A 24,385-nucleotide genomic window follows, 5' to 3' on the forward strand; every position below is an offset into this window, starting at 1 on the left:
GCTGTAGTCCGGCCAGGCCGGAGTTCGGCCGCCTGCACGAACAGGCTCTAGGCACTAGCATTAGTACCTGAATCTGCAATTTCACCAATCCAAAGCCCCCCAAGTAGACTTACTGGAGTTTCTGCCGCGACAAGCGCGGCCGAAGGGTAAGTCATTTGAAAACGTTCTAGGAGGAACCTGTGGCAAAGGCAAAGTTCGAGCGGACTAAGCCGCACGTTAACATCGGTACCATTGGTCACGTTGACCACGGTAAGACGACGCTGACGGCCGCCATTTCCAAGGTGCTGTACGACAAGTACCCGACTCTCAACGAGAAGCGTGACTTCGCGTCGATTGACTCTGCACCCGAAGAGCGTCAGCGCGGCATTACCATCAACATCTCCCACGTTGAGTACCAGACCGAGAAGCGCCACTACGCACACGTAGACGCTCCGGGTCACGCTGACTACATCAAGAACATGATCACCGGCGCTGCTCAGATGGACGGTGCAATCCTCGTGGTTGCCGCCACTGACGGCCCGATGGCTCAGACCCGCGAGCACGTTCTGCTTGCCCGCCAGGTTGGCGTTCCCTACCTGCTGGTCGCGCTGAACAAGGCAGACATGGTTGATGACGAGGAACTCCTCGACCTCGTCGAAATGGAAGTTCGTGAGCTGCTCAGCTCGCAGGGCTTCGATGGCGATGAGGCTCCGGTTGTCCGCGTTTCCGGCCTGAAGGCCCTCGAAGGCGACCCGGTTTGGGTCAAGTCCGTTGAGGACCTCATGGCAGCTGTCGACGAGTCCGTTCCGGACCCGATCCGTGACCGTGACAAGCCCTTCCTGATGCCGATCGAAGACGTCTTCACGATCACCGGCCGTGGCACCGTTGTTACGGGCCGCGCCGAGCGTGGAACCCTCGCCATCAACTCCGAGGTCGAGATCGTCGGCATCCGCCCGGTCCAGAAGACCACGGTTACCGGTATCGAGATGTTCCACAAGCAGCTCGACGAAGCATGGGCCGGCGAGAACTGTGGCCTCCTGCTCCGCGGTCTGAAGCGCGACGATGTCGAGCGTGGCCAGGTTGTCGTCAAGCCGGGTTCCATCACCCCGCACACCGACTTCGAGGCTAACGTCTACATCCTCTCCAAGGACGAAGGCGGACGTCACAACCCGTTCTACTCCAACTACCGCCCGCAGTTCTACTTCCGCACCACGGACGTAACCGGCGTTATCACCCTGCCGGAAGGCACGGAAATGGTTATGCCCGGCGACAACACTGAGATGACCGTTGCGCTCATCCAGCCGATCGCTATGGAAGAGGGCCTCGGCTTCGCTATCCGCGAAGGCGGCCGCACCGTTGGTTCGGGACGCGTCACCAAGATCCTCAAGTAGTACTTGCTGATCACGGTTGACCTGGCCGGCTGACGGCCATGGAAGACCAGGGAACAGCCCCGCTGCATCTGCAGCGGGGCTGTTCTTTTTAAGTTCCTGCTACCTTTGCAGGTAGGGGAAAGGAGCTCACCATGGGCTGGTTCATTTTTCTGCTGCTTGTCGTCGGGGCAGCGGTCGCTTACTTCTGGGTGAAGAAGCACTTCCGCCGGGAAATCGAGCGTGCCAAGCGCATCAACCGGGCAAACCGCGAGTAGTAGTCTCCGGCCGCGCCGGCCTGTTTAGATGCTTCTTGGCCCCCGGGCCCGTGCGAGGGCCTGGTACCAGTAGTAGGACTCCTTCGGCGTGCGCTGCTGGGTGTCGAAGTCCACGTGCACCAGGCCGAAGCGCTGGGAGTAGCCGGCCGCCCACTCGAAGTTGTCCATGAGGGTCCAGACGTAGTAGCCGAGCAGTTCGACGTCGTGGGCTATGCCGCCGGCGGAGGTGGCTTCCACCGCCTCGCGAAGGTGCGCGGCGAGGTAGCTGATCCGCCCGGCGTCGGGAATAGGTCCCGTGACGCGGTCCGGTTCGGGGAAGCTTGCCCCGCTCTCGGTGATGAACAGCGGCGGCAGCGCCGCGCCGTACCGGTCCTTCAGCTCCCGGAGCAGGACTCCCAGGTGGTCCGGGGCCACCGGCCAGCCGAATCCCGTGTGCTCGTACTCCGGGAACGCGGCGAGGTGGAAGGGCACCTTCAGCATCGCCTCCGCGTCTCCGGTGGGGCTGTCGACGCCGCGGCCCGTGGCCACCCGCACGGGGTAGTAGTAGTTCACGCCGTAGAAATCCAGCGGCTGGTGGATGGTGGCCAGATCCGCGTCGGGGATGCTCCGCAGCGAACGGAACCACGGCCGGGCGATCAGCGGCGGCCCGGGAAAGCGGCCCAGCAGGATCGGGTCGGCGTAGAGCCGGTTCAGCAGGAGGTCGAACACCCGGGCGAGCAGCCGGTCGGAGACGGAGCCGGAAGCCGGCCGGACCGGCGAGTGCAGGTTCGAGACGCCGACGGCGCCGCTGACGCCTTCCGCGCGCAGCGCCTGCACCGCCAGGCCGTGGCCAAGGAGCTGATGGTGCACAGACGGCAAGGCATCGAAGAGCAGGCCGTGGCCGGGCGCATGGGTGCCCAGGGCGTACCCGTTGAGAGTGACCGAGGCGGGCTCGTTCAGCGTGACCCACTGCGCCACACGATCGCCGAACCGCTTGCCGGCAGCCGCGCTGTACTCGGCAAACCGTTCCGCCGTCGTGCGGTTCATCCAGCCGCCCCGGTGCTCGAGGGGGAGCGGCGTATCCCAGTGATACAGCGTGGCCATGGGAGAGATGCCGGCGGCGAGCAGCTGGTCGATGAGTCGGTCATAGAAGTCCAGGCCGGCCGCATTGAAGGGCCCTGTCCCCTCGGGCTGGACCCGCGGCCAGGAGATCGAGAAACGGTAGGAGTCGATTCCGAGCTCGCGCATGAGCCCGACGTCTTCGGCGGCGCGGTTATAGTGATCGCACGCGACGGCGGGGGAGTGCCCGTGCAGGATGTTCCCCGGCTTCTCGGCAAACGCGTCCCAGCCGGAGGGCCCGCGGCCGCCGGCGTCGAGGCCGCCCTCGATCTGGAAGGCAGCGGAGGCGACGCCCAGAGTGAACCCGGGCCTCAGGCGAGCGGCGAGGGCCTGAACTGAAACAGAATCCTGCACAGTCATGCCCCTATCATCTATTCGATGGCGGAAGAGGACAATGTCCGAACTGCCCCTTCATGGGGACTGATTCGCTTCTGCCCGCAAATTCCGGCATACTAGTTGAGTTGTTCAAGCGCTCTTTCGCGTCCCGATCCGGATAATGCCGGGTGACAGGGTCCAAGTAAGAGACCAAACATAACCCACTCCCCATGGAATTGCGGACTCGTATGTGTGAAAACGTGCGACACGCCCGACCGCGGGGGTCGGTTACGCCGGCAGGTTGAGGAACCCGGATTCTTCCGGATTCAGCTTGTGCGGCGGGTGGTAGTCACGACTTCAAATGCTTCGGCAGCCACACAACACGTAAGTGAACAGGGCAGCCCCAATCAGGGGAAGCACAGACTGAAAGAGAGTCAGGCGACATGGCGGGACAAAAAATCCGCATCCGGCTGAAGTCATACGACCACGAGGTCATTGACGTTTCAGCACGGAAGATCGTTGAGACGGTCACGCGCGCAGGCGCAACGGTAGTCGGCCCCGTGCCGCTGCCGACGGAGAAGAACGTGTACTGCGTTATCCGCTCTCCGCACAAGTACAAGGACAGCCGCGAGCACTTCGAAATGCGCACGCACAAGCGTCTGATCGACATCATCGACCCCACGCCCAAGGCTGTTGACTCGCTCATGCGTCTCGACCTGCCGGCCGACGTGAACATCGAAATCAAGCTGTAGGGAGGTGCTGAGAGACTATGACCGCAACCCGTAACGTAAAGGGCCTGCTGGGCACGAAGCTCGGCATGACCCAGGTCTGGGACGAGAACAACAAGCTCATCCCCGTCACTGTGGTCCAGGCTGACTCGAACGTCATCACGCAGCTGCGCAACGCAGAAACTGATGGCTATGTCGCCGTTCAGATCGGCTACGGCCAGATCGATCCCCGCAAGGTCACCAAGCCGCTGGCTGGTCACTTTGAAAAGGCAGGCGTCACGCCTCGCCGCCACGTCGTAGAACTGCGCACTGCAGATGCTGACTCTTACGAGCTGGGCCAGGAGCTCTCCGTAGAGCTCTTCGAAGCCGGCCAGAAGATCGACGTCGTTGGCACCACCAAGGGTAAGGGCTTCGCCGGTGTTATGAAGCGTCACGGCTTCCACGGTGTTGGAGCTTCCCACGGTGCCCACAAGAACCACCGTAAGCCCGGTTCAATCGGTGGCGCATCCACCCCGAGCCGCGTCTTCAAGGGCATGAAAATGGCCGGCCGCATGGGCGCCGTTCGTCACACCACGCTGAACCTCACGGTCCACGCGGTTGACGTCGAGAAGTCGCTGCTCCTGATCAAGGGCGCCGTTCCCGGTGCCCGCGGCCAGGTCGTACTCGTACGCACCGCCGTGAAGGGAGCCTAGTTCAATGACTAGCACTGTCAAGGTTGACCTGCCTGCAGAGATCTTCGACGTACAGACCAACGTGCCGCTGCTGCACCAGGTCGTCGTTGCCCAGCTCGCTGCTGCTCGCCAGGGTACCCACAAGACCAAGACCCGCGCCGAAGTTTCCGGTGCAGGTCGCAAGCCGTTCAAGCAGAAGGGCACCGGCCGCGCCCGTCAGGGTTCCATCCGTGCTCCTCACATGACCGGTGGTGGCGTTGTCCACGGCCCCACGCCGCGTGACTACAGCCAGCGCACCCCCAAGAAGATGATTGCTGCTGCACTGCGCGGCGCACTCTCGGACCGTGCCCGCAACGGCCGCGTCCACGTCATCGCTGACCTGGTTGCAGGCTCCAAGCCGTCCTCCAAGGAAGCACTGGCAACCCTGCGCGGAGTTTCCGAGCGCAAGAACCTGCTCGTTGTCATTGAGCGCGCCAACGATGTTGCTGCACTGTCCGTGCGCAACCTCGAGGAAGTTCACGTTCTGTACGCAGACCAGCTGAACACCTACGACGTTCTCGTTTCCGACGACGTAGTCTTCACCAAGGCTGCCTACGAAGCATTTGTTGCTGACAAGGTCGCAAAGAACGAGGAGGATGCCAAGTGAGTGCAGCCACCATCAAAGACCCGCGCGACGTCGTGCTTGCACCCGTCGTCTCGGAAAAGAGCTACGGCCTGATCGACGAGGGCAAGTACACCTTCCTGGTGGACCCCCGCTCGAACAAGACCGAGATCAAGCTGGCCGTGGAGAAGATTTTCTCCGTCAAGGTCGAATCGATCAACACCATCAACCGTGCCGGTAAGCGCAAGCGCACCAAATTCGGCTGGGGTACCCGCAAGAACACCAAGCGTGCCATTGTGAGCCTCAAAGAAGGCACTATCGACATCTTCGGCGGTCCGCTTTCATAGCGGAGACCACTTTAACGAGGAAATAAATTATGGGAATCCGTAAATACAAGCCGACTACCCCGGGCCGTCGTGGCTCGAGCGTAGCGGACTTCACTGAAATCACGCGGTCGACGCCGGAAAAGTCGTTGGTACGTCCCCTCCCGAAAAAGGGTGGCCGTAACAACACCGGTAAGATCACGACCCGTCACAAGGGTGGTGGACACAAGCGCCAGTACCGTCTGATCGACTTCCGTCGCCACGACAAGGACGGCGTCAACGCCCGCGTTGCCGAAATCGAGTACGACCCGAACCGTACGGCTCGCATCGCACTCCTGCACTACGTTGATGGCACCAAGCGTTACATCATCGCCCCGAACAAGCTGTCCCAGGGCGACTTCGTAGAGGCCGGCGCCGACGCTGACATCAAGCCGGGCAACAACCTGCCGCTGCGCAACATCCCCGTCGGTACCGTTATCCACGCAGTCGAACTGCGTCCGGGTGGCGGCGCCAAGATGGCCCGTTCCGCTGGCGCTTCTGTTCAGCTCGTCGCCAAGGAAGGCCGTTTCGCCCAGCTGCGTCTGCCTTCCGGCGAAATCCGCAACGTTGACGTGCGCTGCCGCGCAACCGTCGGCGAGGTCGGCAACGCTGAGCAGTCGAACATCAACTGGGGCAAGGCCGGCCGTATGCGGTGGAAGGGCGTTCGCCCGACCGTCCGTGGTGTCGCCATGAACCCGGTTGACCACCCGCACGGTGGTGGTGAAGGTAAGACCTCCGGTGGTCGTCACCCGGTCAACCCCAACGGTAAGCCTGAGGGCCGCACCCGCCGCCCCAACAAAGAGAGCGACAAGCTTATTGTTCGTCGCCGTCGTACTGGCAAGAACAAGCGATAGGAGCCTGGACACATGCCACGCAGCCTGAAAAAAGGTCCTTTCGTTGACCAGCACCTCTTTGTGAAGGTAGCCAGGGAAAACGAAAAGGGCACCAAGAACGTCATCAAGACCTGGTCCCGCCGTTCGATGATCGTCCCCGACATGCTCGGCCACACGATCGCCGTGCACGACGGACGCAAGCACATCCCCGTGTTTGTCACTGAGTCGATGGTCGGGCACAAGCTCGGCGAATTCGCTCCCACGCGGACATTCCGCGGCCATGTCAAGGACGACCGTAAGGGCAAGCGCCGCTAGGCGCCTGCACTTACGTCAAAGACGAGAGAAGGAAAGCAATGGAAGCCAAGGCAATTGCGCGTCACATCCGCGTAACGCCTATGAAGGCCCGGCGCGTCGTCAACCTTGTTCGTGGTAAGCAAGCGAATGAGGCTCTGGCAATTCTGAAGTTTGCCCCCCAGGCAGCTTCGGAGCCGGTATTCAAGGTAGTTCAGTCGGCAATCTCCAACGCCCGGGTCCTCGCGGACCGCGACGGCGTGGCGTTTGACGAAGGTGACCTCATCATCAGCGAAGCGTTTGTTGATGAAGGCCCGACCATGAAGCGGTTCCAGCCGCGAGCTCAGGGTCGTGCATTTCAGATCAAGAAGCGCACGAGCCACATCACCGTGGTAGTCGCTACCCCGGAGAAAGAGGAGGCTCGCTAAGTGGGACAGAAAGTTAACCCGCACGGGTTCCGACTCGGCATCACCACCGATCACGTATCGCACTGGTTTGCTGACAGCACCAAGGCTGGCCAGCGGTACAAGGACTTCGTTCGCGAAGACATCCGCATCCGCCAGCTCATGTCCACGGGCATGGAACGCGCCGGCATCGCCAAGGTCGAAATCGAGCGCACCCGCGACCGTGTCCGCGTGGACATCCACACGGCACGTCCGGGCATCGTCATCGGCCGCCGCGGCGCTGAAGCAGACCGCATCCGCGGCGAGCTCGAAAAGCTCACCGGCAAGCAGGTTCAGCTGAACATCCTCGAGGTCAAGAACCCCGAGATGGAAGCCCAGCTTGTTGCCCAGGGCGTTGCTGAGCAGCTGACTTCCCGCGTGGCGTTCCGCCGCGCGATGAAGAAGGCCATGCAGTCCGCACAGCGTGCCGGTGCCAAGGGCATCCGTATCGCTTGCTCCGGTCGTCTGGGCGGCGCTGAAATGTCCCGCTCGGAGTTCTACCGCGAAGGCCGTGTGCCCCTGCACACCCTGCGTGCGAACATCGACTACGGCTTCTACGAGGCCAAGACCACCTTCGGCCGCATTGGCGTGAAGGTCTGGATCTACAAGGGCGACGTCACCGCCAAGGAACTGGCTCAGCAGGCAGCTGCTGCTCCGTCCCGCGGCCGTGGAGCCAGCGACCGCCCGGGCCGCCCGGGTGGCGCTGACCGTGGTGACCGCCGTCGTCGTAACGACCGCCCGGCAGCTGAGGCAGCACCCGCTGCCGCCGAAGCTCCGGCAGTTGAGGCAGCTGCACCGGCAGTAGAAGGAGGACAGGCTTAAATGCTTATCCCACGTCGAGTAAAGCACCGTAAGCAGCACCACCCGGGTCGTTCCGGCGCTGCTACGGGCGGCACCCAGGTCTCCTTCGGTGAGTGGGGCATCCAGGCTCTGAGCCCTGCCTACGTCACGAACCGTCAGATCGAATCTGCCCGTATCGCGATGACCCGCCACATCAAGCGTGGCGGAAAGGTCTGGATCAACATTTACCCGGACCGTCCGCTGACGAAGAAGCCTGCCGAAACCCGCATGGGTTCCGGTAAGGGTTCTCCGGAATGGTGGGTCTCAAACGTCAAGCCGGGCCGGGTTCTCTTCGAACTCTCCGGTGTCAGTGAAGAGGTAGCTCGCGAGGCCCTGCGCCTGGCAATCCACAAGCTGCCGTTGAAGGCACGCATTGTGCGTCGCGAAGGTGGTGAGTAGAAATGGCAGTAGGATCCAAGGAACTTGCATCCGCACAGCTGGACGGTTTCGACAACGAGCGTCTCGTTGAAGAACTCCGCAAGGCCAAGGAAGAGCTGTTCAACCTGCGTTTCCAGTCCGCCACCGGTCAGCTGGAGAACCACGGTCGTCTGCGTGCGGTAAAGAAGGACATCGCCCGCATCTACACCGTTCTCCGCGAACGCGAGCTGGGCATTCGTGCCGAGGTTGCCGCACCGGTTGTGGAAGCCAAGGAAGAGAAGAAGTCCAAGAAGGCTGCAACCAAGAAGGCCGAGAAGGCTGAAACGGTTGAAACCGAGGAGGATGCCAAGTGAGTGAAAAGGACGAGAACGTGACGGAAACTGTTTCCGGCGCAGCCAAGGCTGACGAGCGCGGTTACCGTAAGACGAAGCGCGGCTACGTCGTCTCGGACAAGATGGAAAAGACCATCGTTGTCCAGGTCGAAGACCGCGTGAAGCACGCCCTCTACGGCAAGGTCATCCGCCGCAACGCCAAGATCAAGGCTCACGACGAAGAGAACAGCGCCGGCATCGGCGACCTCGTGCTCCTCGCCGAGACCCGCCCGCTGTCCGCTACCAAGCGGTGGCGCCTGGTCGAGATCCTCGAAAAGGCCAAGTAACACCTGCAGCTTTGCTGCCTGTGCTACAGCTGAAGCCCTCGTTCCCCTTTGGGGGAGCGGGGGCTTCCGCGTTGTCGGGGAAATCTTGGGGGCCGCGGCTCGCGGTGCCACGGGCAGCAGGCTTTCACGAAGCGTACGACGGCGGCGGGCCGGGTTTCCGCGGGAGCGCGGCGGCCGGCGGGCCAAAAGGTTGTCCTGCGTGACGCCGTCGGACGCTGCCGTGCTCTGCTGCCCGGGCGGCGCTGTGATGGGCTGTGTTTGAAGGGCGAAGCTGTGATATGGGGATTCGCCGAAAACGTGCTAAGATTTTGAGTTTGTATGGCGCCTTTTGCGCGCCGTCATCAACCTCGTAAACAATCGTGCCACGGCATAGTGCCCCCTTGCGCCCCGATCCGTCGGAACCGCCTGGGAAGCAAATGTTTTTGGCACGGGCGTTTAGGCCTGGTCTGGCAAAATCCAGGCAGGTCAAGAGACACCCCGATCAACCGTTCCGCAAGGCTCATTCCGTAGGAAGATTTTCGGTCTGAGAACCAGCGCGACGCAAGGAGTAAATAGTGATTCAGCAGGAGTCGCGACTCAAGGTCGCCGACAACACGGGTGCTAAGGAAATCCTTACCATTCGCGTTCTCGGTGGATCTGGCCGTCGCTACGCAGGCATTGGCGACGTAATCGTCGCTACCGTCAAGGACGCAATTCCGGGCGGCAACGTAAAGAAGGGCGACGTCGTCAAGGCTGTCATCGTCCGTACCAAGAAGGAACGCCGCCGTGCGGATGGTTCCTACATCAAGTTTGACGAGAACGCAGCCGTCATCCTGAAGAACGACGGTGACCCCCGCGGTACCCGTATCTTCGGACCGGTTGGTCGTGAACTTCGCGACAAGAAGTTCATGAAGATCGTTTCTCTGGCTCCGGAGGTGCTCTAGTCCATGGCTAAGATCAAAAAGGGTGACCTCGTTCAGGTCATCACTGGCGCCAAGGCTGAGCGCGGCGGCGACAAGGGCAAGCAGGGCAAGGTTCTGCGCGTATTCCCCGAGACCAACCGCGTGCTGGTCGAAGGCATTAACCGCGTAACCAAGCACACCAAGGTCGGTCAGTCGCAGCGCGGCACCAAGACCGGTGGCATCGAGGTCGTCGAGGCTTCGATCCACATCTCCAACGTGGCTCTGGTTGACCCGTCCACCAAGAAGCCCACCCGCGTCGGTTTCCGCACCGAGACCGTTGAACGCGATGGCGTGAAGCGTGAAGTGCGCGTCCGCGTGGCCAAGAGCTCAGGGAAGGACATCTAATGACTGAGACTCTCGAGACTCCGGCAAGCAAGATCGTTCCTCGTCTGAAGACCAAGTACGCCGATTCCATCAAGAACACGCTGACTGAGGAATTCAAGTACCAGAACGTCAACCAGGTTCCCCGCCTGGTCAAGGTCGTTGTGAACATGGGTGTTGGAGATGCCGCCAAGGACTCCAAGCTGATCGACGGCGCTGTCCGCGATCTCACCCTGATCACCGGCCAGAAGCCGCAGGTAACCAAGGCACGCAAATCGATCGCACAGTTCAAGCTGCGCGAAGGCATGCCGATCGGTGCGCACGCGACTCTGCGTGGCGACCGTATGTGGGAATTCCTGGACCGTCTGGTCACGCTGGCACTGCCGCGTATCCGCGACTTCCGTGGCCTCAGTGGCAAGCAGTTCGACGGCAACGGCAACTACACCTTCGGTCTGACCGAGCAGGTTATGTTCCACGAAATCGACCAGGATTCCATCGACCGCGTACGCGGCATGGACATCACTGTCGTGACCACTGCCAAGACTGACGACGAAGGCCGCGCGCTGCTCAAGGCGCTTGGCTTCCCGTTCAAGACCGAAGACTAATCTAGCTACGTAAAAGGTCCGGCCTCGCTGTTTCCGGTTTATTTTCGGAAATGCAGCGTGGCGGAAACCGTTATGAGGAAGGGCAAGAGCCCACATGACAATGACAGATCCCGTCGCAGACATGCTTACGCGTCTGCGCAACGCTAACTCGGCATACCACGACTCCGTGTCCATGCCGTACAGCAAGCTCAAGGCACGCGTTGCCGACATCCTGAAGGCTGAAGGTTACATCGCCTCCTGGAAAGAAGAAGACGCTGAGGTTGGCAAGAAGCTGACCCTCGAGCTCAAGTTCGGTCCGAACCGCGAGCGTTCAATCGCTGGCGTTCGTCGTATTTCCAAGCCGGGACTGCGCGTTTACGCAAAGTCCACCAACCTGCCGCACGTGCTCGGTGGCCTGGGTGTCGCAATCCTGTCCACCTCTTCCGGCCTCTTGACTGACAAGCAGGCCGGCAAGAAGGGCGTGGGCGGCGAAGTCCTCGCTTACGTCTGGTAACGGGAAAGGAAGAGAATAATGTCACGTATTGGACGTCTCCCCATCACCGTTCCTGCCGGCGTTGAGGTCAAGGTTGACGGCTCTGTCGTCAGCGTCAAGGGTTCCAAAGGCGAGCTGAGCCACACTGTGCCCAGCCCGATCGAGGTTTCCCTGGAAGATGGCACCCTGACTGTCGCCCGCCCGAACGACGAGCGCGCCTCACGTTCGCTGCACGGCCTGACCCGCACCCTGATCGCCAACATGATCCAGGGTGTCACCGCAGGCTACGAGAAGAAGCTTGAGATTGTCGGTACCGGTTACCGCGTCCAGGCCAAGGGTTCTGACCTGGAGTTCGCTCTGGGCTTCAGCCACCCCGTCAACGTCTCGGCACCGAACGGCATCACCTTTGCAGTTGAGACCCCGACCAAGCTCTCTGTTTCAGGTATCTCCAAGCAGCAGGTCGGCGAGGTTGCTGCCAACATTCGCAAGCTGCGGAAGCCGGACCCCTACAAGGGCAAGGGCATCCGTTACGCAGGCGAAGTCATCCGCCGCAAGGTCGGAAAGGCTGGTAAGTAACCATGGCGATCGCAATTAACAAGAAGCGTACGAACAAGAGCAAGTCTGCCCAGCGCAGCCGCCGCCAGCTTCGTATCCGCAAGCGCATCTCCGGTACGGCTGTACGCCCGCGTCTGGTCGTCAACCGTTCCGCACGTCACGTATTCGTCCAGGTTGTCGATGACACCAAGGGCCTGACCGTGGCAAGCGCCTCCACGTTGGAAGCCGATCTTCGTGCATTCGACGGTGACAAGACCGCCAAGGCCAAGCGCGTTGGCGAGCTCGTCGCCGAGCGTGCCAAGGCTGCCGGTATCGAAGCAGTTGTCTTCGACCGCGGTGGTAACAAGTACCACGGCCGCATCGCCGCCGTCGCTGACGGTGCACGTGAAGGTGGGCTGTCACTGTGACCGAAAATAACGAAAAGGACATTCAGGTGACTGAAGCTGTAGCTGCTCCGGCAACTGAGACCGCTGCGCCTGCGACCGCCGATGACCGCCGTGGTGGCGCTCGTCGTGGCGAGCGTGGCGACCGCGGCCAGGGCCGTGGCGACCGTGGCGGCCGTGGTGGCCGCGACGGCGGCCGCGAGGCCGAGAAGAGCCAGTTCGTAGAGCGCGTCGTAACCATCAACCGCGTTTCCAAGGTCGTCAAGGGTGGTCGTCGCTTCAGCTTCACCGCCCTCGTCGTCGTCGGTGACGGCAACGGTATGGTCGGCGTCGGCTACGGCAAGGCTAAGGAAGTTCCTGCCGCAATCGCGAAGGGCGTTGAAGAAGCCAAGAAGTCCTTCTTCCGCGTTCCCCGCATCGGCAGCACCATCCCGCACCGCGTACAGGGTGAGGCCGCCGCAGGCGTCGTCATGCTGCGTCCGGCGTCCGCCGGTACCGGTGTTATCGCCGGCGGTCCGGTCCGTGCAGTACTGGAGTGCGTGGGCATCCACGACATCCTCTCCAAGTCGCTCGGATCTTCCAACGCCATCAACATCGTTCATGCGACTGTTGACGCGCTGAAGCGCCTTGAAGAGCCGGCAGCAGTGGCAGCACGCCGCGGCCTCCCGCTCGACGAGATCGCTCCGCCGGCAATGGTGAAGGCGCTTTTGAACCAGAAGGCAGGTGTCTGAGTTGGCTAAGAACCTGATTCCCTCCGACGCTCAGTTGGAGATCACTCAGATCAAGTCCGCCATTGGCGGCAAGCAGAACCAGCGCGACACCCTTCGGTCCCTCGGCCTGAAGCGGATCGGACACACCGTTGTCCGCACCGCCGACGCCGTGACCGTCGGAATGCTCAACACGGTTCCGCACCTGGTAAAGGTAGAGGAGGCGAAGTAAATGGCAGAGAAGAACACCGCCGAAAAGGCACAGGGCGCCGCTGAAAAGCAGAACGCACTGAAGGTTCACCACCTGCGTCCCGCCCCGGGTGCCAAGACCGCCAAGACCCGTGTTGGTCGTGGTGAAGGTTCCAAGGGTAAGACCGCCGGTCGCGGTACCAAGGGTACGAAGGCCCGCTACCAGATCAAGGCTGGCTTTGCCGGCGGCCAGCTGCCGCTGCACATGCGCCTGCCGAAGCTGCGCGGCTTCAAGAACCCGTTCCGGGTTGAGTACCAGGTTGTAAACCTGGACAAGCTCAACGAGCTGTTCCCGGAAGGTGGCGCAGTCACCGTGGAGAACCTGGTCGAAAAGGGTGCCGTTCGCAAGAACCAGCCCGTCAAGGTGCTGGGCACCGGCGACATCACCGTCAAGGTTGACGTCACCGCCCACGCATTCTCGGCCAGCGCCGCTGAAAAGATTGCCGCAGCAGGCGGAAGCACCACCGCCCTTTAACGAGGCGGCGGGGCAGTTGCCCGTTGTTGAAACTCCCGGTACCAGGGGCTCAGGCCCCCGGTGCCGGGAGTTTTTTCACTTTCCGGGCCCCGCCGATTGTTCGCCGGACGCATCCACCCGTTAGACTCGGTTGTTGGGTTTATTTGACCTGTCTCACACGACTTTACTTATTACTCAGGAGGACGCTTGCTTAGCGCATTTGGCCGGGCCTTTCGCACGCCTGATCTGCGACGCAAGTTGTTGTTCACGCTGGGAATCATCACAATCTTCCGCTTGGGTGCATTCATCCCCTCGCCTGGTGTGAGCTACCAGAATGTCCAGCAATGCTTGCAGAACGGTCAGACCTCGGGCGGGATCTACCAGCTCGTCAACCTGTTCAGCGGCGGTGCATTGCTGCAGGTGTCCATCTTTGCCCTCGGCATCATGCCCTACATCACGGCGAGCATCATCGTCCAGCTGCTCCGGGTGGTCATTCCCCGCTTCCAGCAGCTGTACGAGGAGGGTGCATCCGGCCAGTCCAAGCTGACCCAGTACACCCGCTATCTCACCATCGCCCTCGGCCTGCTCAACGCCACGACGCTGGTGTCGCTGGCCCGCTCCGGCCAGCTGCTGCCGAACTGCCAGCTGCCCATCATCCCGGACAGCTCCATCGTCACCACAGTGCTCATCATCATCACACTGACGGCCGGTACGGGCCTCATCATGTGGATGGGTGAGCTCGTGACCGAAAAGGGTGTCGGCAACGGCATGTCGCTGCTGATCTTCACCTCCATCGCAGCCGGCTTCCCGGGCTCGCTCGGTGCGATCTGGAAGGCCCAGGGCCCCGGCACCTTCTTCCTGGTCCTGATCATCGGCCTGCTCACCGTGGCCCTGGTGGTCTTCGTGGAGCAGTCCCAGCGCCGGATCCCGGTGCAGTACGCCAAGCGCATGATCGGACGCCGCACCGTCGGGGGAACCAGCACCTACATCCCCATCAAGGTGAACATGGCCGGCGTCGTGCCCGTCATCTTCGCCTCGTCCATGCTGTACCTGCCGGGGCTGATCGCACAGTTCAACCAGCCCAAGGCCGGCGAGCAGATGCAGCCCTGGGTTGAGTGGATCAACAACAACCTGACCAAGGGTGACCACCCGATCTATATGTTGCTGTATTTCGCCATGATTGTGTTTTTCACCTACTTCTATGTTGCGATTACATTCAACCCCGAAGAGGTCTCGGACAACATGAAGAAGTACGGTGGCTTCATTCCGGGCATCCGCGCCGGCAAGCCGACCGCGGATTATCTTCAGTACGTCCTATCCCGGATCACCCTGCCTGGAGCCTTCTACCTTGGCTTCGTGGCACTGATCCCGCTGGTTGCACTGGTTCTGATCAACGCTAACCAGAACTTCCCGTTCGGCGGCACCTCGATCCTGATCATGGTGGGCGTCGGTCTGGAGACCGTAAAGCAGATTGATGCGCAACTACAGCAACGTCACTACGAAGGGCTTTTGCGATGACGAGAATGTTGATTATCGGACCTCCCGGCTCCGGCAAGGGAACGCAGGCGGAACGCATTTCGGAGCGCCTCGGCGTCGTTGCGATCTCCACGGGAGACATCTTCCGCGCCAACGTCAAGGGTGAGACGCCGCTGGGCGTCGAAGCCAAGAAGTACATGGACGCCGGCGACTTCGTTCCGGACAGCGTCACCAACAAGATGGTGCGCGACCGCCTCAGCGAGGACGACGTCGAGCCCGGCTTCCTGCTGGACGGCTACCCGCGCACCACCGCGCAGGTGGACTACCTCGACGCGATCCTGGCCGACGGCGACCAGAAGCTCGACGTCGTCCTGCAGCTGACCGCGGACGACGAAGAACTGGTCAAGCGGCTCCTGGGCCGTGCCAAGGAAACCGGCCGCAGCGACGACAACGAAGGCGTTATCCGTCACCGGCTGGACCTGTACCACGGCCAGACCGAACCCGTTGTGCAGAAGTATGCCGAGCGCGGCATCCTGACCCAGGTGGACGGCATCGGCGGCATTGATGAAGTCACCGAGCGCGTCATGGAAGCGATCAAGTCGGCCCAGACCGCCTGATCCACTCCTGCTGCTCCCGAAGGGCGCGTCCCGTACCACGTGTACAGGACGCGCCCTTCGGCGTTTGCTGGCGCCAGCAAGCCGGCAGGGGAGTCCGCGTGCGGGGGAGCCGGCGGCGGTGGCCGCCATGCCGCCCGCGGCGCCTCCGTTCCAGACCGCCGCGGCCGTGCGGGAGAATAGAGCTTGAAGACTTGAACTGATGACCCGTAGTGGAGGCCCGGGAGGAAACCCGCCCGGGCCGCGAGATGAAGCACTGAGGTAGAGATGGCATTCGGCCAGCCCCGCATTGAATACAAGACCAACGCCCAGATGCGCACCATGCATGAGGCCGGGCTTGTCCTGAGCCGGGCACTGGATGCCGCAGTTGCCGCGGCCGCCCCGGGCGTCACCACGGCCCGGCTGGACGAGGTGTTCGCCGCCGTCCTCCAGGACGCCGGCGCCAAGTCCAACTTCCTCGGCTATCACGGCTTCCCGGCCACCATCTGCACCTCGGTAAATGAGGAAGTGGTCCACGGCATCCCCGGCAGCAGGGTCCTGGCCGACGGCGACATCATCTCGATCGACGGCGGCGCGATCGTGGACGGCTGGCACTCCGATTCCGCCCGGACCGTGATTGTCGGCACCCCCGATCCCGAAGACGTGCGCCTGTCCGAGGTCACTGAGGAAGCCATGTGGCGGGGCATCGCCGCGCTGGCGACCGGCAAGTTCGTCGGCGACATCGGCAACGCCGTCGACGACTACGTCTCCTCGGTGCCGGGCAAGCCGCTGGGCATCCTCGAGGACTACGTGGGCCACGGCATCGGCTCCGAGATGCACATGGCCCCGGACGTCCTGAACTACCGCACCGGCCACCGCGGGCCGAAGATCCGCCCCGGACTGTGCCTGGCAATCGAGCCCATGCTGGTCCGCGGCAGCATCGACACCGCCGTGCTCGACGACGACTGGACGGTGGTCACCACGGACGGCAAGCGCTCCTGCCAGTGGGAGCACTCCGTGGCCGTCCACGACAAGGGCATCTGGGTCCTCTCGGCCCCGGACGGCGGAGCGGCGAAACTGGCCCCGCTCGGCGTCGTACCCGTCCCGATTCCCTGACCCGCTTAACGCAACTAGCTCGCAGCAGGGGCCGTTATGAGTGCTCAAAACGGCCACAACTGCGAGCTAGTTGGGAGGGGCGCGCCGTTAGCTGGTGAGCTTCGGCTTCACGTCCTTGGTGTAGATCCCCTCGAGGGTCGTCTTGAGCCCGGCCATGGTGGCCTTGACGTCGCCCTGCTGGGTGAGGATTGCGGCGGCGGCCTTGGCCATCTCCTGGTCCGCGCCGGGCAGGAACACCCGGGCGTTGTCCTGGACGCGGGTCACGGCGAGCTGGTCCATGGCGGTCTTGATCTGCGGGGTCTTGGCCAGCACGGCCCCCATGTCGGCCGACAGGCGGGTGGGCATGTAGCCGGTGGCCGCGGAGAATGCCGCCGTGTTTTCCGGTTCGGTCATGAACTTCAGGAACGTAGCCGCCGCGAGCTGGACTTCCTTGCTGACACCGCTGGGAATGCCGAGCCCGGCCCCGCCCGTGGGGCAGACGCCGCTTTCGGCCTTCGGGCCGCCCGGGAGGTAGCCGACACCCACGTTGAACTTGGCGGACTTCAGGACGCCGAGGAGCGATCCGGTGGAGGAGATGGTGGTCGAGGTGATGCCCGCGGCAAAGTCGTCCGCGGCTTCCTTGGAAGAGACCCCGGCCCACTTGTCCTTGTAGATCGAGTCCTGCGCCCACTGCAGCGCGGCGACGGACTCGGTGGAATCGCAGGTGACGGTCCAGCCGTCAGACCAGCTGCCGCCCCAGCCCCACAGGTTGTTCTGCAGGGTCCAGCCCGCGTAGCCGGCAAGCGCCGGGTAGATGTAGGCGTACTGCGCGCCGGAGCTGGCCTTGAGCTTGGGCGCCCAGTCGCCGAACTCCTGCCAGGTCTTGGGCGCGCGGTCCGGCAGTCCGGCGGCCTTGAAGTGGTCCTTGTTGTAGTAGAACAGCGGGGTGGAGCGTCCGTAGGGGAGGGCCCATTGCTTGCCGGCGTACTGGTAGTCGGCAACCAGTGATTTCTGGAAGTCATCCACCTTGATGTCGAGCCGCTTGACCAGGCCGTCGAGGGGAATGATGTTGCCGTTGGTGAAGTAGCGGAACCACCAGACGTCCGAGAGGACCACGAGGCCGGGCAGTGCTGACTTGGCGGCCTGGGAGGTCTGGAACTTCTGCGCGATCTCCTCGTAGTTGGCGCCTGCGGTCACGAGGTTGACCTTGATGTCCGGGAACTTCGCGTGGAACTTGTCGATCACGGACTGTTCCACGTCCTGGGACTTGCCCGGGTGGTTGGTCCAGAAATCGAACGATGCGGCCGGCTTGACGCCGCTGAAGTCGATCTCGGCTGCGCCGGTGGCAGCAGGCGTGCCGGCCGTCGACGGGCCGCCGCAGGCGGCCAGTGCTGCTGCTCCTGCGCTGGCGCCGGCCAGCCCCAGGAAATGCCGGCGGTGAAGGTTGATTGCCACGGTGGATCCTCTCAAAGGTACGGACTCGTTGGTTCTGATGACGGAGATAGTGGGCGTGGTTCGGGCGGGCGTGAGGGTGGCGGGCGGGCGCGGGCCGGGTCAGCCCGTGACGCTGCCCTGCGTGAGGCCGGCGACGATATAGCGTTGCAGTGCGGCGAAGACCAGCAGGATCGGCACGATCACCAGGACGGCGCCGGCCATGAGGATGCCCCAGCCGGAGCCGTTGCCCTCGGAGTTCTGCAGCAGCGTCAGGCCGACGGGGAGGGTCATGGTTTCGGGCCGGTCCGTGATGATGAGCGGCCAGATGTAGTCGTTCCACTCGCTGACCACGGTTACCAGGGCAACTGTGGCGATCGAAGGAACGGAGACCGGCGCCACGACCTGCCAGAGCCGGCGCCAGTGGCCGGCGCCGTCGATTTCCGCCGCCTCGAGGATGGACCCGGGCAGCGTCCGGAAATGCTGGCGCAGCAGGAACGTGCCGAAGGCGGTGCCGAGTCCCGGCAGGATGATGCCCCACAAGGTGTTCTTGCCGCCCATCCCGGCGATCAGGATGTAATTGGGCAGGATGGACACCTGCGGCGGGACCATGAGGGCCACGAGGATCAGCACGAAGATGGCGTTCTTGAACGGGAAGCGGACGAACACGAGGGCGTAGGCGGTCAGGATCGCCAGGATCACCTTGACGGTGGAGCCCACGGCGGTGACGATCAGGCTGTTCATGAAGAACTGCCCGAACGGAACGGTGGTCATGGCCGTCTTGTAGTTCTCCAGGTCCACGCTGTCCGGCAGGAGCTTTAGATCCATGGTGATGATCTCGCCCGGCTGCTTGAAGGAGCTCAGGAGCATCCACAGCAGGGGCAGGAACACCACCAGGGTGGCCAGGATCAGCGGGAGGTAGCCGCCGGCGATCGTCTGGACCAGGTTGGCGCGGGAGAAAGGCGCCGGGCGCCGGGGCGGTGCTTCGGCGACGGCGCCCTCGGGTGCCGCTGCTTCACCGGGTTCCGTGGCTCCTCCTGCACCGGGAGCGGGGGAGTCGCCGGTGGTGGCGGGATCGGGGCTGACAGGCGAGAGCGTGCTCACGAGTAGTGCACCTTCCGTTCGACGAACCGCAACTGGAGGACGGTGATGATGAGCAGGATTGCGAAGAGGACCACCGAGATGGCGGCCGAATAGCCGGCCCGGTTGAAGGCGCCGAAGGCCTGCAGATAGGCCTCATAGATCAGGGTGCTGGTGCCATTGCCCAGCGGCGTCATGATCCGGATCAGGTCAAAGGCCTGCAGCGAACTCAGCATGGTGGTGATGAGCAGGAAGAACGTGGTGGGCGAGAGCAGCGGCAGGGACATGTTCACAAACCGCCGGAAGCCGTTGGCACCGTCCAGGGCGGCCGCTTCCATGACGTCCTGCGGCAGCGACTGCAGGCCGGCCAGGAACACCACCGCGCAGTAGCCGAGGTTCTTCCAGACGTAGACCAGGATCACCATGACCAGCGACAGCTGGGGATCGTTGATCCACTGCGGGCTCTGCTGGCCGATGCCGCGCAGCAGCCAGGCCAGGACCCCGTATCCGGGGTCGAAGATGAAGAGCCACACGAGCCCGACGCCGACGCCGCTCAGCACGTAGGGCGCGAACACGGCGGAGCGGGCAAAGGTGGTCCCGCGGACTTTGGAGTTCAGCGCCAGGGCCACGAGGAGCCCCAGCGCCATGGACCCGCCGACCGTGACCAAAGTGAAGACGGCGGTGGTGCCCAGGACGTTCGCGGCGTCGGGGCTCGTGAAGAACGTGATGTAGTTCCCGAGCCCCACTACGGTGGCGGACGCGGAACCGAGGGTCCAGTCCAACGTGGAGTAGTAGATGTTGTTGATCAGGGGCAGGTAGGTGAATACGGCGATCAGCGCGAGGTTCGGGAGCGCCAGGGCCAGGAAGACGAAGAAATCCCGGCGGGTTCGGCCGGACCAGCGGGGTCGCCGCGGGCTGGCCTTCCCGGCCTCCGCAACGGCGGGCGGCCGGTCAGTCAATAGTCTGGTCATTCGGGTCTCTAACGGATCCGGGCCGGCCGAAGGGCAGGCAGGTGGGCGGGGGACCTGACTCACTCCACCACATGCCTGACGGGCGAAATCCCGAATCCGGGCTGGCCCGGAGATTGTTGCTCGAGGCTTCCAAATCCGTTCACGCAGCGTTCGCCGAAGGATTGCATAACATTTGTTTTGGACGCCGGATCAACCCAACTGACTCGCACTTGCGGCCGTTATGAGCCCCCAAAACGGCCCCTGCTGCGAGTCAGTTGGGTGGGGGCGCACAATGGAGCCATGAAAGCAACGGGAGCGATTACCGACGTCGCCGGGATCCGGGTAGGCCATGTGCAGAAGTCCGACGACGGCTGGCTGAGCGGGGTGACGGTGGTTCTCCCGCCGCCCGGCACAGTGGGCTCGGTGGATGTCCGCGGCGGCGGCCCCGGAACGCATGAGACGGACGCCCTGGATCCCACCACGCTGTCCTCCACCGTGGACGCCGTCGTCCTGACCGGGGGGAGCGCCTTTGGCCTCGCGGCGGCGCACGGCGCCCAGCGCTGGTGCGAGGAGAACGGCCGCGGCTTCGCCGTCCCCGGCGGGCTTGTCCCCATTGTTCCGGCCGCGGCGATCTTCGACCTCGGCCGCGGCGGTGATTTCACCGCACGCCCCGGCGACGCCATGGGCTACGCGGCCACGGCAGCTGCCGGGGCCCGGGCCAACGGCCACGACGTCGACCGGGGCAACGTCGGCGCCGGCACAGGAGCAGCAATCGGCCGTGGCACCTACAAAGGCGGAGTTGGAACAGCCTCCATCACCCTAGACAGTGGCGTTGTTGTAGCGGCGCTGGCGGTGGTCAACGCGCTGGGACTCCCATTCATCGCATCGCCCCAGCAGACGGAACCCGGCAGCGTGCGTCTAAGCTGGGGCCACGACGGCGGGGTTCCCTCGCCGAGCTTGCGAGGCGAGGGGGCCGGTGGGGACGAAGGAGCGAGCGCGCAGAGGGTTTCGGCTGTTGGGGCGGAAGGTGAGGCCGAAGCCGCAGGCTACGGTCCTGGCGCTACAGCCCCGCCGCTCAACACGACGCTCGTCATCGTCGCCACTGATGCCGTCCTGGACAAGTCCGAATGCAAGCGCACAGCCTCGGCGGCCCATGCAGGATTGGCCCGGGCGTTGAATCCAAGCCATACCCTTGCCGACGGTGACACCGTGTTCGCGCTGGCGACCGGCGCCGTCGCACTGGACCGCAGCACTGCGGCGGCCCGCCAGATCAGCCTCATTACGCTGCAGAGCGCGGCAGCCGACGTCGTGCGCCTGGCGATCCTCGACGGGATCGAACGGGCGGAGGCAGTGACGACGCCGGCCGGCACGCTAGGTGCGTACGGACGCTGAGTGCGCTAGGATTGCTGGATTTAACTCTGGATTTAACAATCCCGCCGAAATGGCGTAGTGTTGACTGTTGGTTGTCTGCCCCGTTGTGCCCTTTTGTGGTCGGGTGGCACCAACCAATCAATCAAAAACGTCCGCGGTCATGGCCGGTGCAAACCGGGAGGCTGCGGCAACAACAGTTAGCGGAGGGTATGGCCAAGAAGGACGGGGTCATTGAGATCGAGGGCGTTGTGACCGAGGCGCTGCCTAACGCGATGTTTCGCGTTGAGCTCACCAACAAGCACATCGTTCTGGCACACATCTCTGGAAAGATGCGCCAGCACTACATCAGGATCCTCCCCGAGGACCGCGTAGTGGTGGAGCTGAGCCCTTACGACCTGACACGTGGTCGTATCGTCTACCGCTACAAGTAAACACTGGGCGGCCAGAGCAACAGCCGAAGGCCGGTCCAGCTGACCAACTGCAACACGCAAAGGAACGCCATGAAGGTCAAGCCGAGCGTCAAGCAGATCTGCGAAAAGTGCAAAGTGATCCGCCGTAATGGCCGGGTCATGGTGATCTGCGAGAACCCGCGCCACAAGCAGCGCCAGGGCTAATTTCCCTCTTCGGGAAAACCCTGGGTTGCTAACCCACGCAAGTAAATAGAAAAGGCAGCACAAGCTGAACTGGGACGTAATGGGCCCGGACAGCTAACCCCCGGTCGGAGGCTGGGGCCGCATTGAACGTGCGGGTGTACTGCCTACGACCTCCGGTTTATACAAGGAGCACTGCCACTATGGCTCGTCTCGCTGGCGTAGACATTCCCCGCGAAAAGCGGTTGGAAATTGCGCTTACTTACATCTACGGCGTGGGTAAGACCCGTGCACACGAAACCCTGGCTGCCACCGGCATCAGCGCTGACGTCCGGGTCAAGGACCTGACCGACGCACAGCTGGTCGAGCTGCGTGACTACATTGAAGGCAACTACAAGGTTGAGGGTGACCTTCGCCGCGAGGTAGCCGCTGACATCCGCCGCAAGGTTGAGATCGGCAGCTACGAAGGCCTGCGTCACCGCAAGGGCCTGCCCGTACGCGGACAGCGTACGAAGACCAACGCCCGTACCCGCAAGGGCCCGAAGCGTACCGTCGCCGGCAAGAAGAAGGCTCGCTAAACCCCATTTGCCCCTTTGTAACCGCTGACGCGGTTTCAAAGAACCCGGCAAATGAGGGAACAGCGAAGCTTTCCCCCAATAACTTTCTGTAGGAGAAAAAATGCCCCCGAAGACTCGTGGCGCGGTTCGCAAGCCGCGTAAGAAGGACAAGAAGAATATCGCGCTGGGCCAGGCGCACATCAAGAGCACCTTTAACAACACCATCGTGTCCATCACGGACCCGAACGGTGCTGTCATCTCCTGGGCCTCGTCCGGTGAGGTTGGCTTCAAGGGCTCGCGTAAGTCCACCCCGTTCGCTGCCCAGATGGCCGCCGAAGCCGCCGCAAAGCGTGCACAGGAGCACGGCATGCGCAAGGTTGACGTGTTCGTCAAGGGACCGGGTTCCGGACGCGAAACCGCCATCCGTTCGCTGCAGGCCGCTGGCCTCGAGGTTGGCTCCATCCAGGACGTCACCCCCAGCGCCCACAACGGCTGCCGTCCGCCGAAGCGCCGCCGCGTCTAAGGCTTTCCAACGCCCAGGAGCTTGCCCGGACCCTTACCGGTCCGGGCAAGCCCGGCCGCGTTAAGTCTTCAGACCGACTCTTTCCACCACCTGTGTTGCGTCATATAGCGGATGCTCGCCGAAAGGAAACCTAAGTGCTCATTGCACAGCGCCCCACCCTCTCCGAAGAGGTCGTCTCCGAAAACCGCTCCCGGTTCATCATCGAACCGCTTGAGCCGGGCTTTGGCTACACCCTCGGAAACTCCCTCCGTCGTACCCTGCTCTCCTCGATCCCTGGTGCCTCTGTCACGAGCATTCGGATCGATGGCGTGCTGCACGAGTTCACCACGGTTCCGGGTGTCAAGGAAGATGTCACTGAGATCATCCTGAACATCAAGAACCTGTCGGTTTCCTCCGAGCACGACGAGCCGGTTGTTGCTTACCTGCGCAAGCAGGGCCCGGGAGTCGTCACCGCCGCGGACATCGCTCCGCCGGCCGGCGTCGAATTCCACAACCCGGATCTGCACATTGCCACGCTGAACTCGAAGGGCAAGTTCGAGCTCGAACTGACCATCGAGCGCGGCCGCGGCTACGTTTCGGCAGCTCAGAACAAGTCCGGCGACTCCGAGATCGGCCGCATTCCGGTCGACTCGATCTACTCGCCGGTCCTGAAGGTTACTTTCCGCGTGGAAGCTACCCGTGTTGAGCAGCGCACTGACTTCGACAAGCTCATTGTCGACGTCGAGACCAAGCAGGCAATCGCTCCGCGCGACGCCGTTGCTTCGGCCGGCACCACCCTGGTGGAACTGTTCGGTCTGGCCCGCGAGCTGAACACCGCAGCTGAAGGTATCGAGATCGGCCCGTCGCCGACGGACGCTGCCCTGGCAGCCGACATGGCTCTGCCGATCGAGGATCTGGACCTGACGGTCCGTTCCTACAACTGCCTCAAGCGTGAGGGCATCCACACCGTGGGTGAACTCGTTGCCCGCTCCGAGGCTGACCTCATGGACATCCGCAACTTCGGTGCGAAGTCCATCGATGAGGTCAAGGCCAAGCTGGTCGAACTGGGTCTGTCCCTCAAGGACTCCCCTCCCGGTTTCGATCTGGCAGCACGTGCCGCAGCCATCGAAGAGGACGACGCCGCGTTCAGCGACGACGAGCTCTAACCAACAGATCTTGGCCGGCCGGCTGGATGCACCCTGGCGTGCGCA

35 protein-coding genes are annotated in these 24,385 nt (G+C 63.0%); 31 read left to right on the top strand and 4 right to left on the bottom strand.

The window, feature by feature from the left end; all coding sequences use genetic code 11:
* Window positions 1–179: 179 nt before the first annotated feature.
* Together tuf and ABD243_RS20395 are read left to right on the top strand one after the other, a co-directional pair.
* Window positions 180–1,370 (top strand): elongation factor Tu, encoded by a 1,191-nt coding sequence (gene tuf, locus ABD243_RS20390; RefSeq protein WP_116765100.1) that lies wholly within the window; start codon window positions 180–182, stop codon window positions 1,368–1,370.
* A 131-nt stretch (window positions 1,371–1,501) separates the two neighbouring features.
* Window positions 1,502–1,624, top strand: coding sequence for a hypothetical protein (locus tag ABD243_RS20395; protein ID WP_344368216.1), 123 nt, complete (start codon window positions 1,502–1,504; stop codon window positions 1,622–1,624).
* Window positions 1,625–1,648: 24 nt separating this feature from the next.
* On the opposite strand, the gene ABD243_RS20400 is transcribed toward ABD243_RS20395, so the two are convergent.
* Window positions 1,649–3,082: a GH1 family beta-glucosidase gene (locus tag ABD243_RS20400; RefSeq protein WP_344368218.1), complete on the bottom strand. Its 1,434-nt coding sequence runs from the start codon at window positions 3,080–3,082 to the stop codon at window positions 1,649–1,651.
* Window positions 3,083–3,480: 398 nt separating this feature from the next.
* On the opposite strand from ABD243_RS20400, the gene rpsJ reads away from it, so the two are divergent.
* From rpsJ to map, 23 genes are all read left to right on the top strand, one after another.
* On the top strand, window positions 3,481–3,789 hold the full coding sequence (gene rpsJ, locus ABD243_RS20405; protein WP_003803825.1) for a 30S ribosomal protein S10: 309 nt from the start codon (window positions 3,481–3,483) through the stop codon (window positions 3,787–3,789).
* A gap of 17 nt (window positions 3,790–3,806) precedes the next feature.
* Window positions 3,807–4,457, top strand: coding sequence for a 50S ribosomal protein L3 (gene rplC, locus ABD243_RS20410; RefSeq protein WP_003803812.1), 651 nt, complete (start codon window positions 3,807–3,809; stop codon window positions 4,455–4,457).
* A gap of 4 nt (window positions 4,458–4,461) precedes the next feature.
* Window positions 4,462–5,082 (top strand): 50S ribosomal protein L4, encoded by a 621-nt coding sequence (gene rplD, locus ABD243_RS20415; RefSeq protein ID WP_090575302.1) that lies wholly within the window; start codon window positions 4,462–4,464, stop codon window positions 5,080–5,082.
* Window positions 5,079–5,384, top strand: coding sequence for a 50S ribosomal protein L23 (gene rplW, locus ABD243_RS20420; RefSeq protein WP_018773664.1), 306 nt, complete (start codon window positions 5,079–5,081; stop codon window positions 5,382–5,384). Before rplD ends, rplW begins: the two co-directional genes overlap by 4 nt.
* Before the next feature lie 29 nt (window positions 5,385–5,413).
* Window positions 5,414–6,253, top strand: coding sequence for a 50S ribosomal protein L2 (rplB, locus tag ABD243_RS20425; protein WP_091251982.1), 840 nt, complete (start codon window positions 5,414–5,416; stop codon window positions 6,251–6,253).
* A 12-nt stretch (window positions 6,254–6,265) separates the two neighbouring features.
* A complete protein-coding gene (gene rpsS / locus ABD243_RS20430; protein ID WP_018773666.1) occupies window positions 6,266–6,547 on the top strand; it encodes a 30S ribosomal protein S19 in 282 nt (93 codons plus the stop codon).
* Between the two features lie 38 nt (window positions 6,548–6,585).
* Window positions 6,586–6,951: a 50S ribosomal protein L22 gene (gene rplV / locus ABD243_RS20435; protein ID WP_003803798.1), complete on the top strand. Its 366-nt coding sequence runs from the start codon at window positions 6,586–6,588 to the stop codon at window positions 6,949–6,951.
* Window positions 6,952–7,788, top strand: a complete 837-nt coding sequence (gene rpsC, locus ABD243_RS20440; protein ID WP_091251983.1) for a 30S ribosomal protein S3 — start codon at window positions 6,952–6,954, stop codon at window positions 7,786–7,788. It begins immediately after the preceding gene.
* Complete coding sequence (rplP, locus tag ABD243_RS20445; protein WP_018773668.1) at window positions 7,789–8,205, top strand: 50S ribosomal protein L16; 417 nt, start codon at window positions 7,789–7,791, stop codon at window positions 8,203–8,205.
* Between the two features lie 2 nt (window positions 8,206–8,207).
* Window positions 8,208–8,537: a 50S ribosomal protein L29 gene (gene rpmC, locus ABD243_RS20450; protein ID WP_066436863.1), complete on the top strand. Its 330-nt coding sequence runs from the start codon at window positions 8,208–8,210 to the stop codon at window positions 8,535–8,537.
* Entirely contained in the window at window positions 8,534–8,842 is a 309-nt protein-coding gene (gene rpsQ, locus ABD243_RS20455) for a 30S ribosomal protein S17 (protein ID WP_091251984.1), read from the top strand. Before rpmC ends, rpsQ begins: the two co-directional genes overlap by 4 nt.
* Window positions 8,843–9,396: 554 nt before the next feature.
* Window positions 9,397–9,765: a 50S ribosomal protein L14 gene (rplN, locus tag ABD243_RS20460; protein WP_003803789.1), complete on the top strand. Its 369-nt coding sequence runs from the start codon at window positions 9,397–9,399 to the stop codon at window positions 9,763–9,765.
* A gap of 3 nt (window positions 9,766–9,768) precedes the next feature.
* Window positions 9,769–10,128, top strand: a complete 360-nt coding sequence (gene rplX / locus ABD243_RS20465; protein ID WP_024366125.1) for a 50S ribosomal protein L24 — start codon at window positions 9,769–9,771, stop codon at window positions 10,126–10,128.
* Complete coding sequence (gene rplE / locus ABD243_RS20470; RefSeq protein WP_018773672.1) at window positions 10,128–10,709, top strand: 50S ribosomal protein L5; 582 nt, start codon at window positions 10,128–10,130, stop codon at window positions 10,707–10,709. Before rplX ends, rplE begins: the two co-directional genes overlap by 1 nt.
* Window positions 10,710–10,803: 94 nt before the next feature.
* Window positions 10,804–11,202, top strand: coding sequence for a 30S ribosomal protein S8 (gene rpsH / locus ABD243_RS20475; RefSeq protein ID WP_056425243.1), 399 nt, complete (start codon window positions 10,804–10,806; stop codon window positions 11,200–11,202).
* A gap of 18 nt (window positions 11,203–11,220) precedes the next feature.
* Entirely contained in the window at window positions 11,221–11,757 is a 537-nt protein-coding gene (gene rplF, locus ABD243_RS20480; protein WP_116765096.1) for a 50S ribosomal protein L6, read from the top strand.
* 2 nt (window positions 11,758–11,759) lie between these two features.
* Window positions 11,760–12,143: a 50S ribosomal protein L18 gene (gene rplR, locus ABD243_RS20485; RefSeq protein WP_091251989.1), complete on the top strand. Its 384-nt coding sequence runs from the start codon at window positions 11,760–11,762 to the stop codon at window positions 12,141–12,143.
* A 26-nt stretch (window positions 12,144–12,169) separates the two neighbouring features.
* Entirely contained in the window at window positions 12,170–12,850 is a 681-nt protein-coding gene (rpsE, locus tag ABD243_RS20490) for a 30S ribosomal protein S5 (RefSeq protein WP_202615727.1), read from the top strand.
* A gap of 1 nt (window position 12,851) precedes the next feature.
* Window positions 12,852–13,058: a 50S ribosomal protein L30 gene (gene rpmD / locus ABD243_RS20495; protein WP_056626615.1), complete on the top strand. Its 207-nt coding sequence runs from the start codon at window positions 12,852–12,854 to the stop codon at window positions 13,056–13,058.
* A complete protein-coding gene (rplO, locus tag ABD243_RS20500; RefSeq protein ID WP_091251994.1) occupies window positions 13,059–13,550 on the top strand; it encodes a 50S ribosomal protein L15 in 492 nt (163 codons plus the stop codon).
* Between the two features lie 186 nt (window positions 13,551–13,736).
* Window positions 13,737–15,047 (top strand): preprotein translocase subunit SecY, encoded by a 1,311-nt coding sequence (secY, locus tag ABD243_RS20505; protein WP_116765094.1) that lies wholly within the window; start codon window positions 13,737–13,739, stop codon window positions 15,045–15,047.
* A 5-nt stretch (window positions 15,048–15,052) separates the two neighbouring features.
* Window positions 15,053–15,622, top strand: coding sequence for an adenylate kinase (locus tag ABD243_RS20510; RefSeq protein ID WP_202615738.1), 570 nt, complete (start codon window positions 15,053–15,055; stop codon window positions 15,620–15,622).
* 264 nt (window positions 15,623–15,886) lie between these two features.
* The gene (map, locus tag ABD243_RS20515; protein WP_116765092.1) at window positions 15,887–16,714 is read left to right on the top strand and encodes a type I methionyl aminopeptidase; all 828 of its coding nucleotides are present in this window, start codon (window positions 15,887–15,889) and stop codon (window positions 16,712–16,714) included.
* 87 nt (window positions 16,715–16,801) lie between these two features.
* Here the strand turns inward: map and ABD243_RS20520 are convergent, their stop codons facing one another.
* The 3 genes from ABD243_RS20520 to ABD243_RS20530 form a co-directional block, all read right to left on the bottom strand.
* The gene (locus ABD243_RS20520; protein ID WP_344368220.1) at window positions 16,802–18,148 is read right to left on the bottom strand and encodes an ABC transporter substrate-binding protein; all 1,347 of its coding nucleotides are present in this window, start codon (window positions 18,146–18,148) and stop codon (window positions 16,802–16,804) included.
* 99 nt (window positions 18,149–18,247) lie between these two features.
* Window positions 18,248–19,228: a carbohydrate ABC transporter permease gene (locus ABD243_RS20525; RefSeq protein WP_425547267.1), complete on the bottom strand. Its 981-nt coding sequence runs from the start codon at window positions 19,226–19,228 to the stop codon at window positions 18,248–18,250.
* The gene (locus ABD243_RS20530; protein ID WP_202615726.1) at window positions 19,225–20,175 is read right to left on the bottom strand and encodes a carbohydrate ABC transporter permease; all 951 of its coding nucleotides are present in this window, start codon (window positions 20,173–20,175) and stop codon (window positions 19,225–19,227) included. The genes ABD243_RS20525 and ABD243_RS20530 overlap by 4 nt, the downstream gene beginning before the upstream one ends.
* A gap of 279 nt (window positions 20,176–20,454) precedes the next feature.
* Between ABD243_RS20530 and ABD243_RS20535 the strand changes: the two genes are divergently transcribed.
* The 6 genes from ABD243_RS20535 to ABD243_RS20560 all read left to right on the top strand — a co-directional run bounded on the left by ABD243_RS20535 (window position 20,455) and on the right by ABD243_RS20560 (window position 24,340).
* Complete coding sequence (locus tag ABD243_RS20535; RefSeq protein ID WP_344368223.1) at window positions 20,455–21,546, top strand: P1 family peptidase; 1,092 nt, start codon at window positions 20,455–20,457, stop codon at window positions 21,544–21,546.
* A gap of 188 nt (window positions 21,547–21,734) precedes the next feature.
* On the top strand, window positions 21,735–21,956 hold the full coding sequence (infA, locus tag ABD243_RS20540; RefSeq protein ID WP_009358723.1) for a translation initiation factor IF-1: 222 nt from the start codon (window positions 21,735–21,737) through the stop codon (window positions 21,954–21,956).
* Between the two features lie 69 nt (window positions 21,957–22,025).
* On the top strand, window positions 22,026–22,139 hold the full coding sequence (gene rpmJ / locus ABD243_RS20545) for a 50S ribosomal protein L36 (RefSeq protein ID WP_009358722.1): 114 nt from the start codon (window positions 22,026–22,028) through the stop codon (window positions 22,137–22,139).
* A gap of 179 nt (window positions 22,140–22,318) precedes the next feature.
* Window positions 22,319–22,693 carry a 30S ribosomal protein S13 gene (gene rpsM / locus ABD243_RS20550; protein ID WP_003803743.1) on the top strand — a complete coding sequence of 125 codons (375 nt, stop codon included), beginning with the start codon at window positions 22,319–22,321 and terminating at the stop codon, window positions 22,691–22,693.
* A gap of 100 nt (window positions 22,694–22,793) precedes the next feature.
* Window positions 22,794–23,195: a 30S ribosomal protein S11 gene (gene rpsK, locus ABD243_RS20555; RefSeq protein WP_018773682.1), complete on the top strand. Its 402-nt coding sequence runs from the start codon at window positions 22,794–22,796 to the stop codon at window positions 23,193–23,195.
* A gap of 134 nt (window positions 23,196–23,329) precedes the next feature.
* Complete coding sequence (locus ABD243_RS20560; protein WP_018773683.1) at window positions 23,330–24,340, top strand: DNA-directed RNA polymerase subunit alpha; 1,011 nt, start codon at window positions 23,330–23,332, stop codon at window positions 24,338–24,340.
* The last annotated feature ends 45 nt before the right edge of the window (window positions 24,341–24,385 follow it).

Source organism: Arthrobacter humicola (genome assembly GCF_039531445.1).
GTDB classification, from domain to species: domain Bacteria; phylum Actinomycetota; class Actinomycetes; order Actinomycetales; family Micrococcaceae; genus Arthrobacter; species Arthrobacter humicola.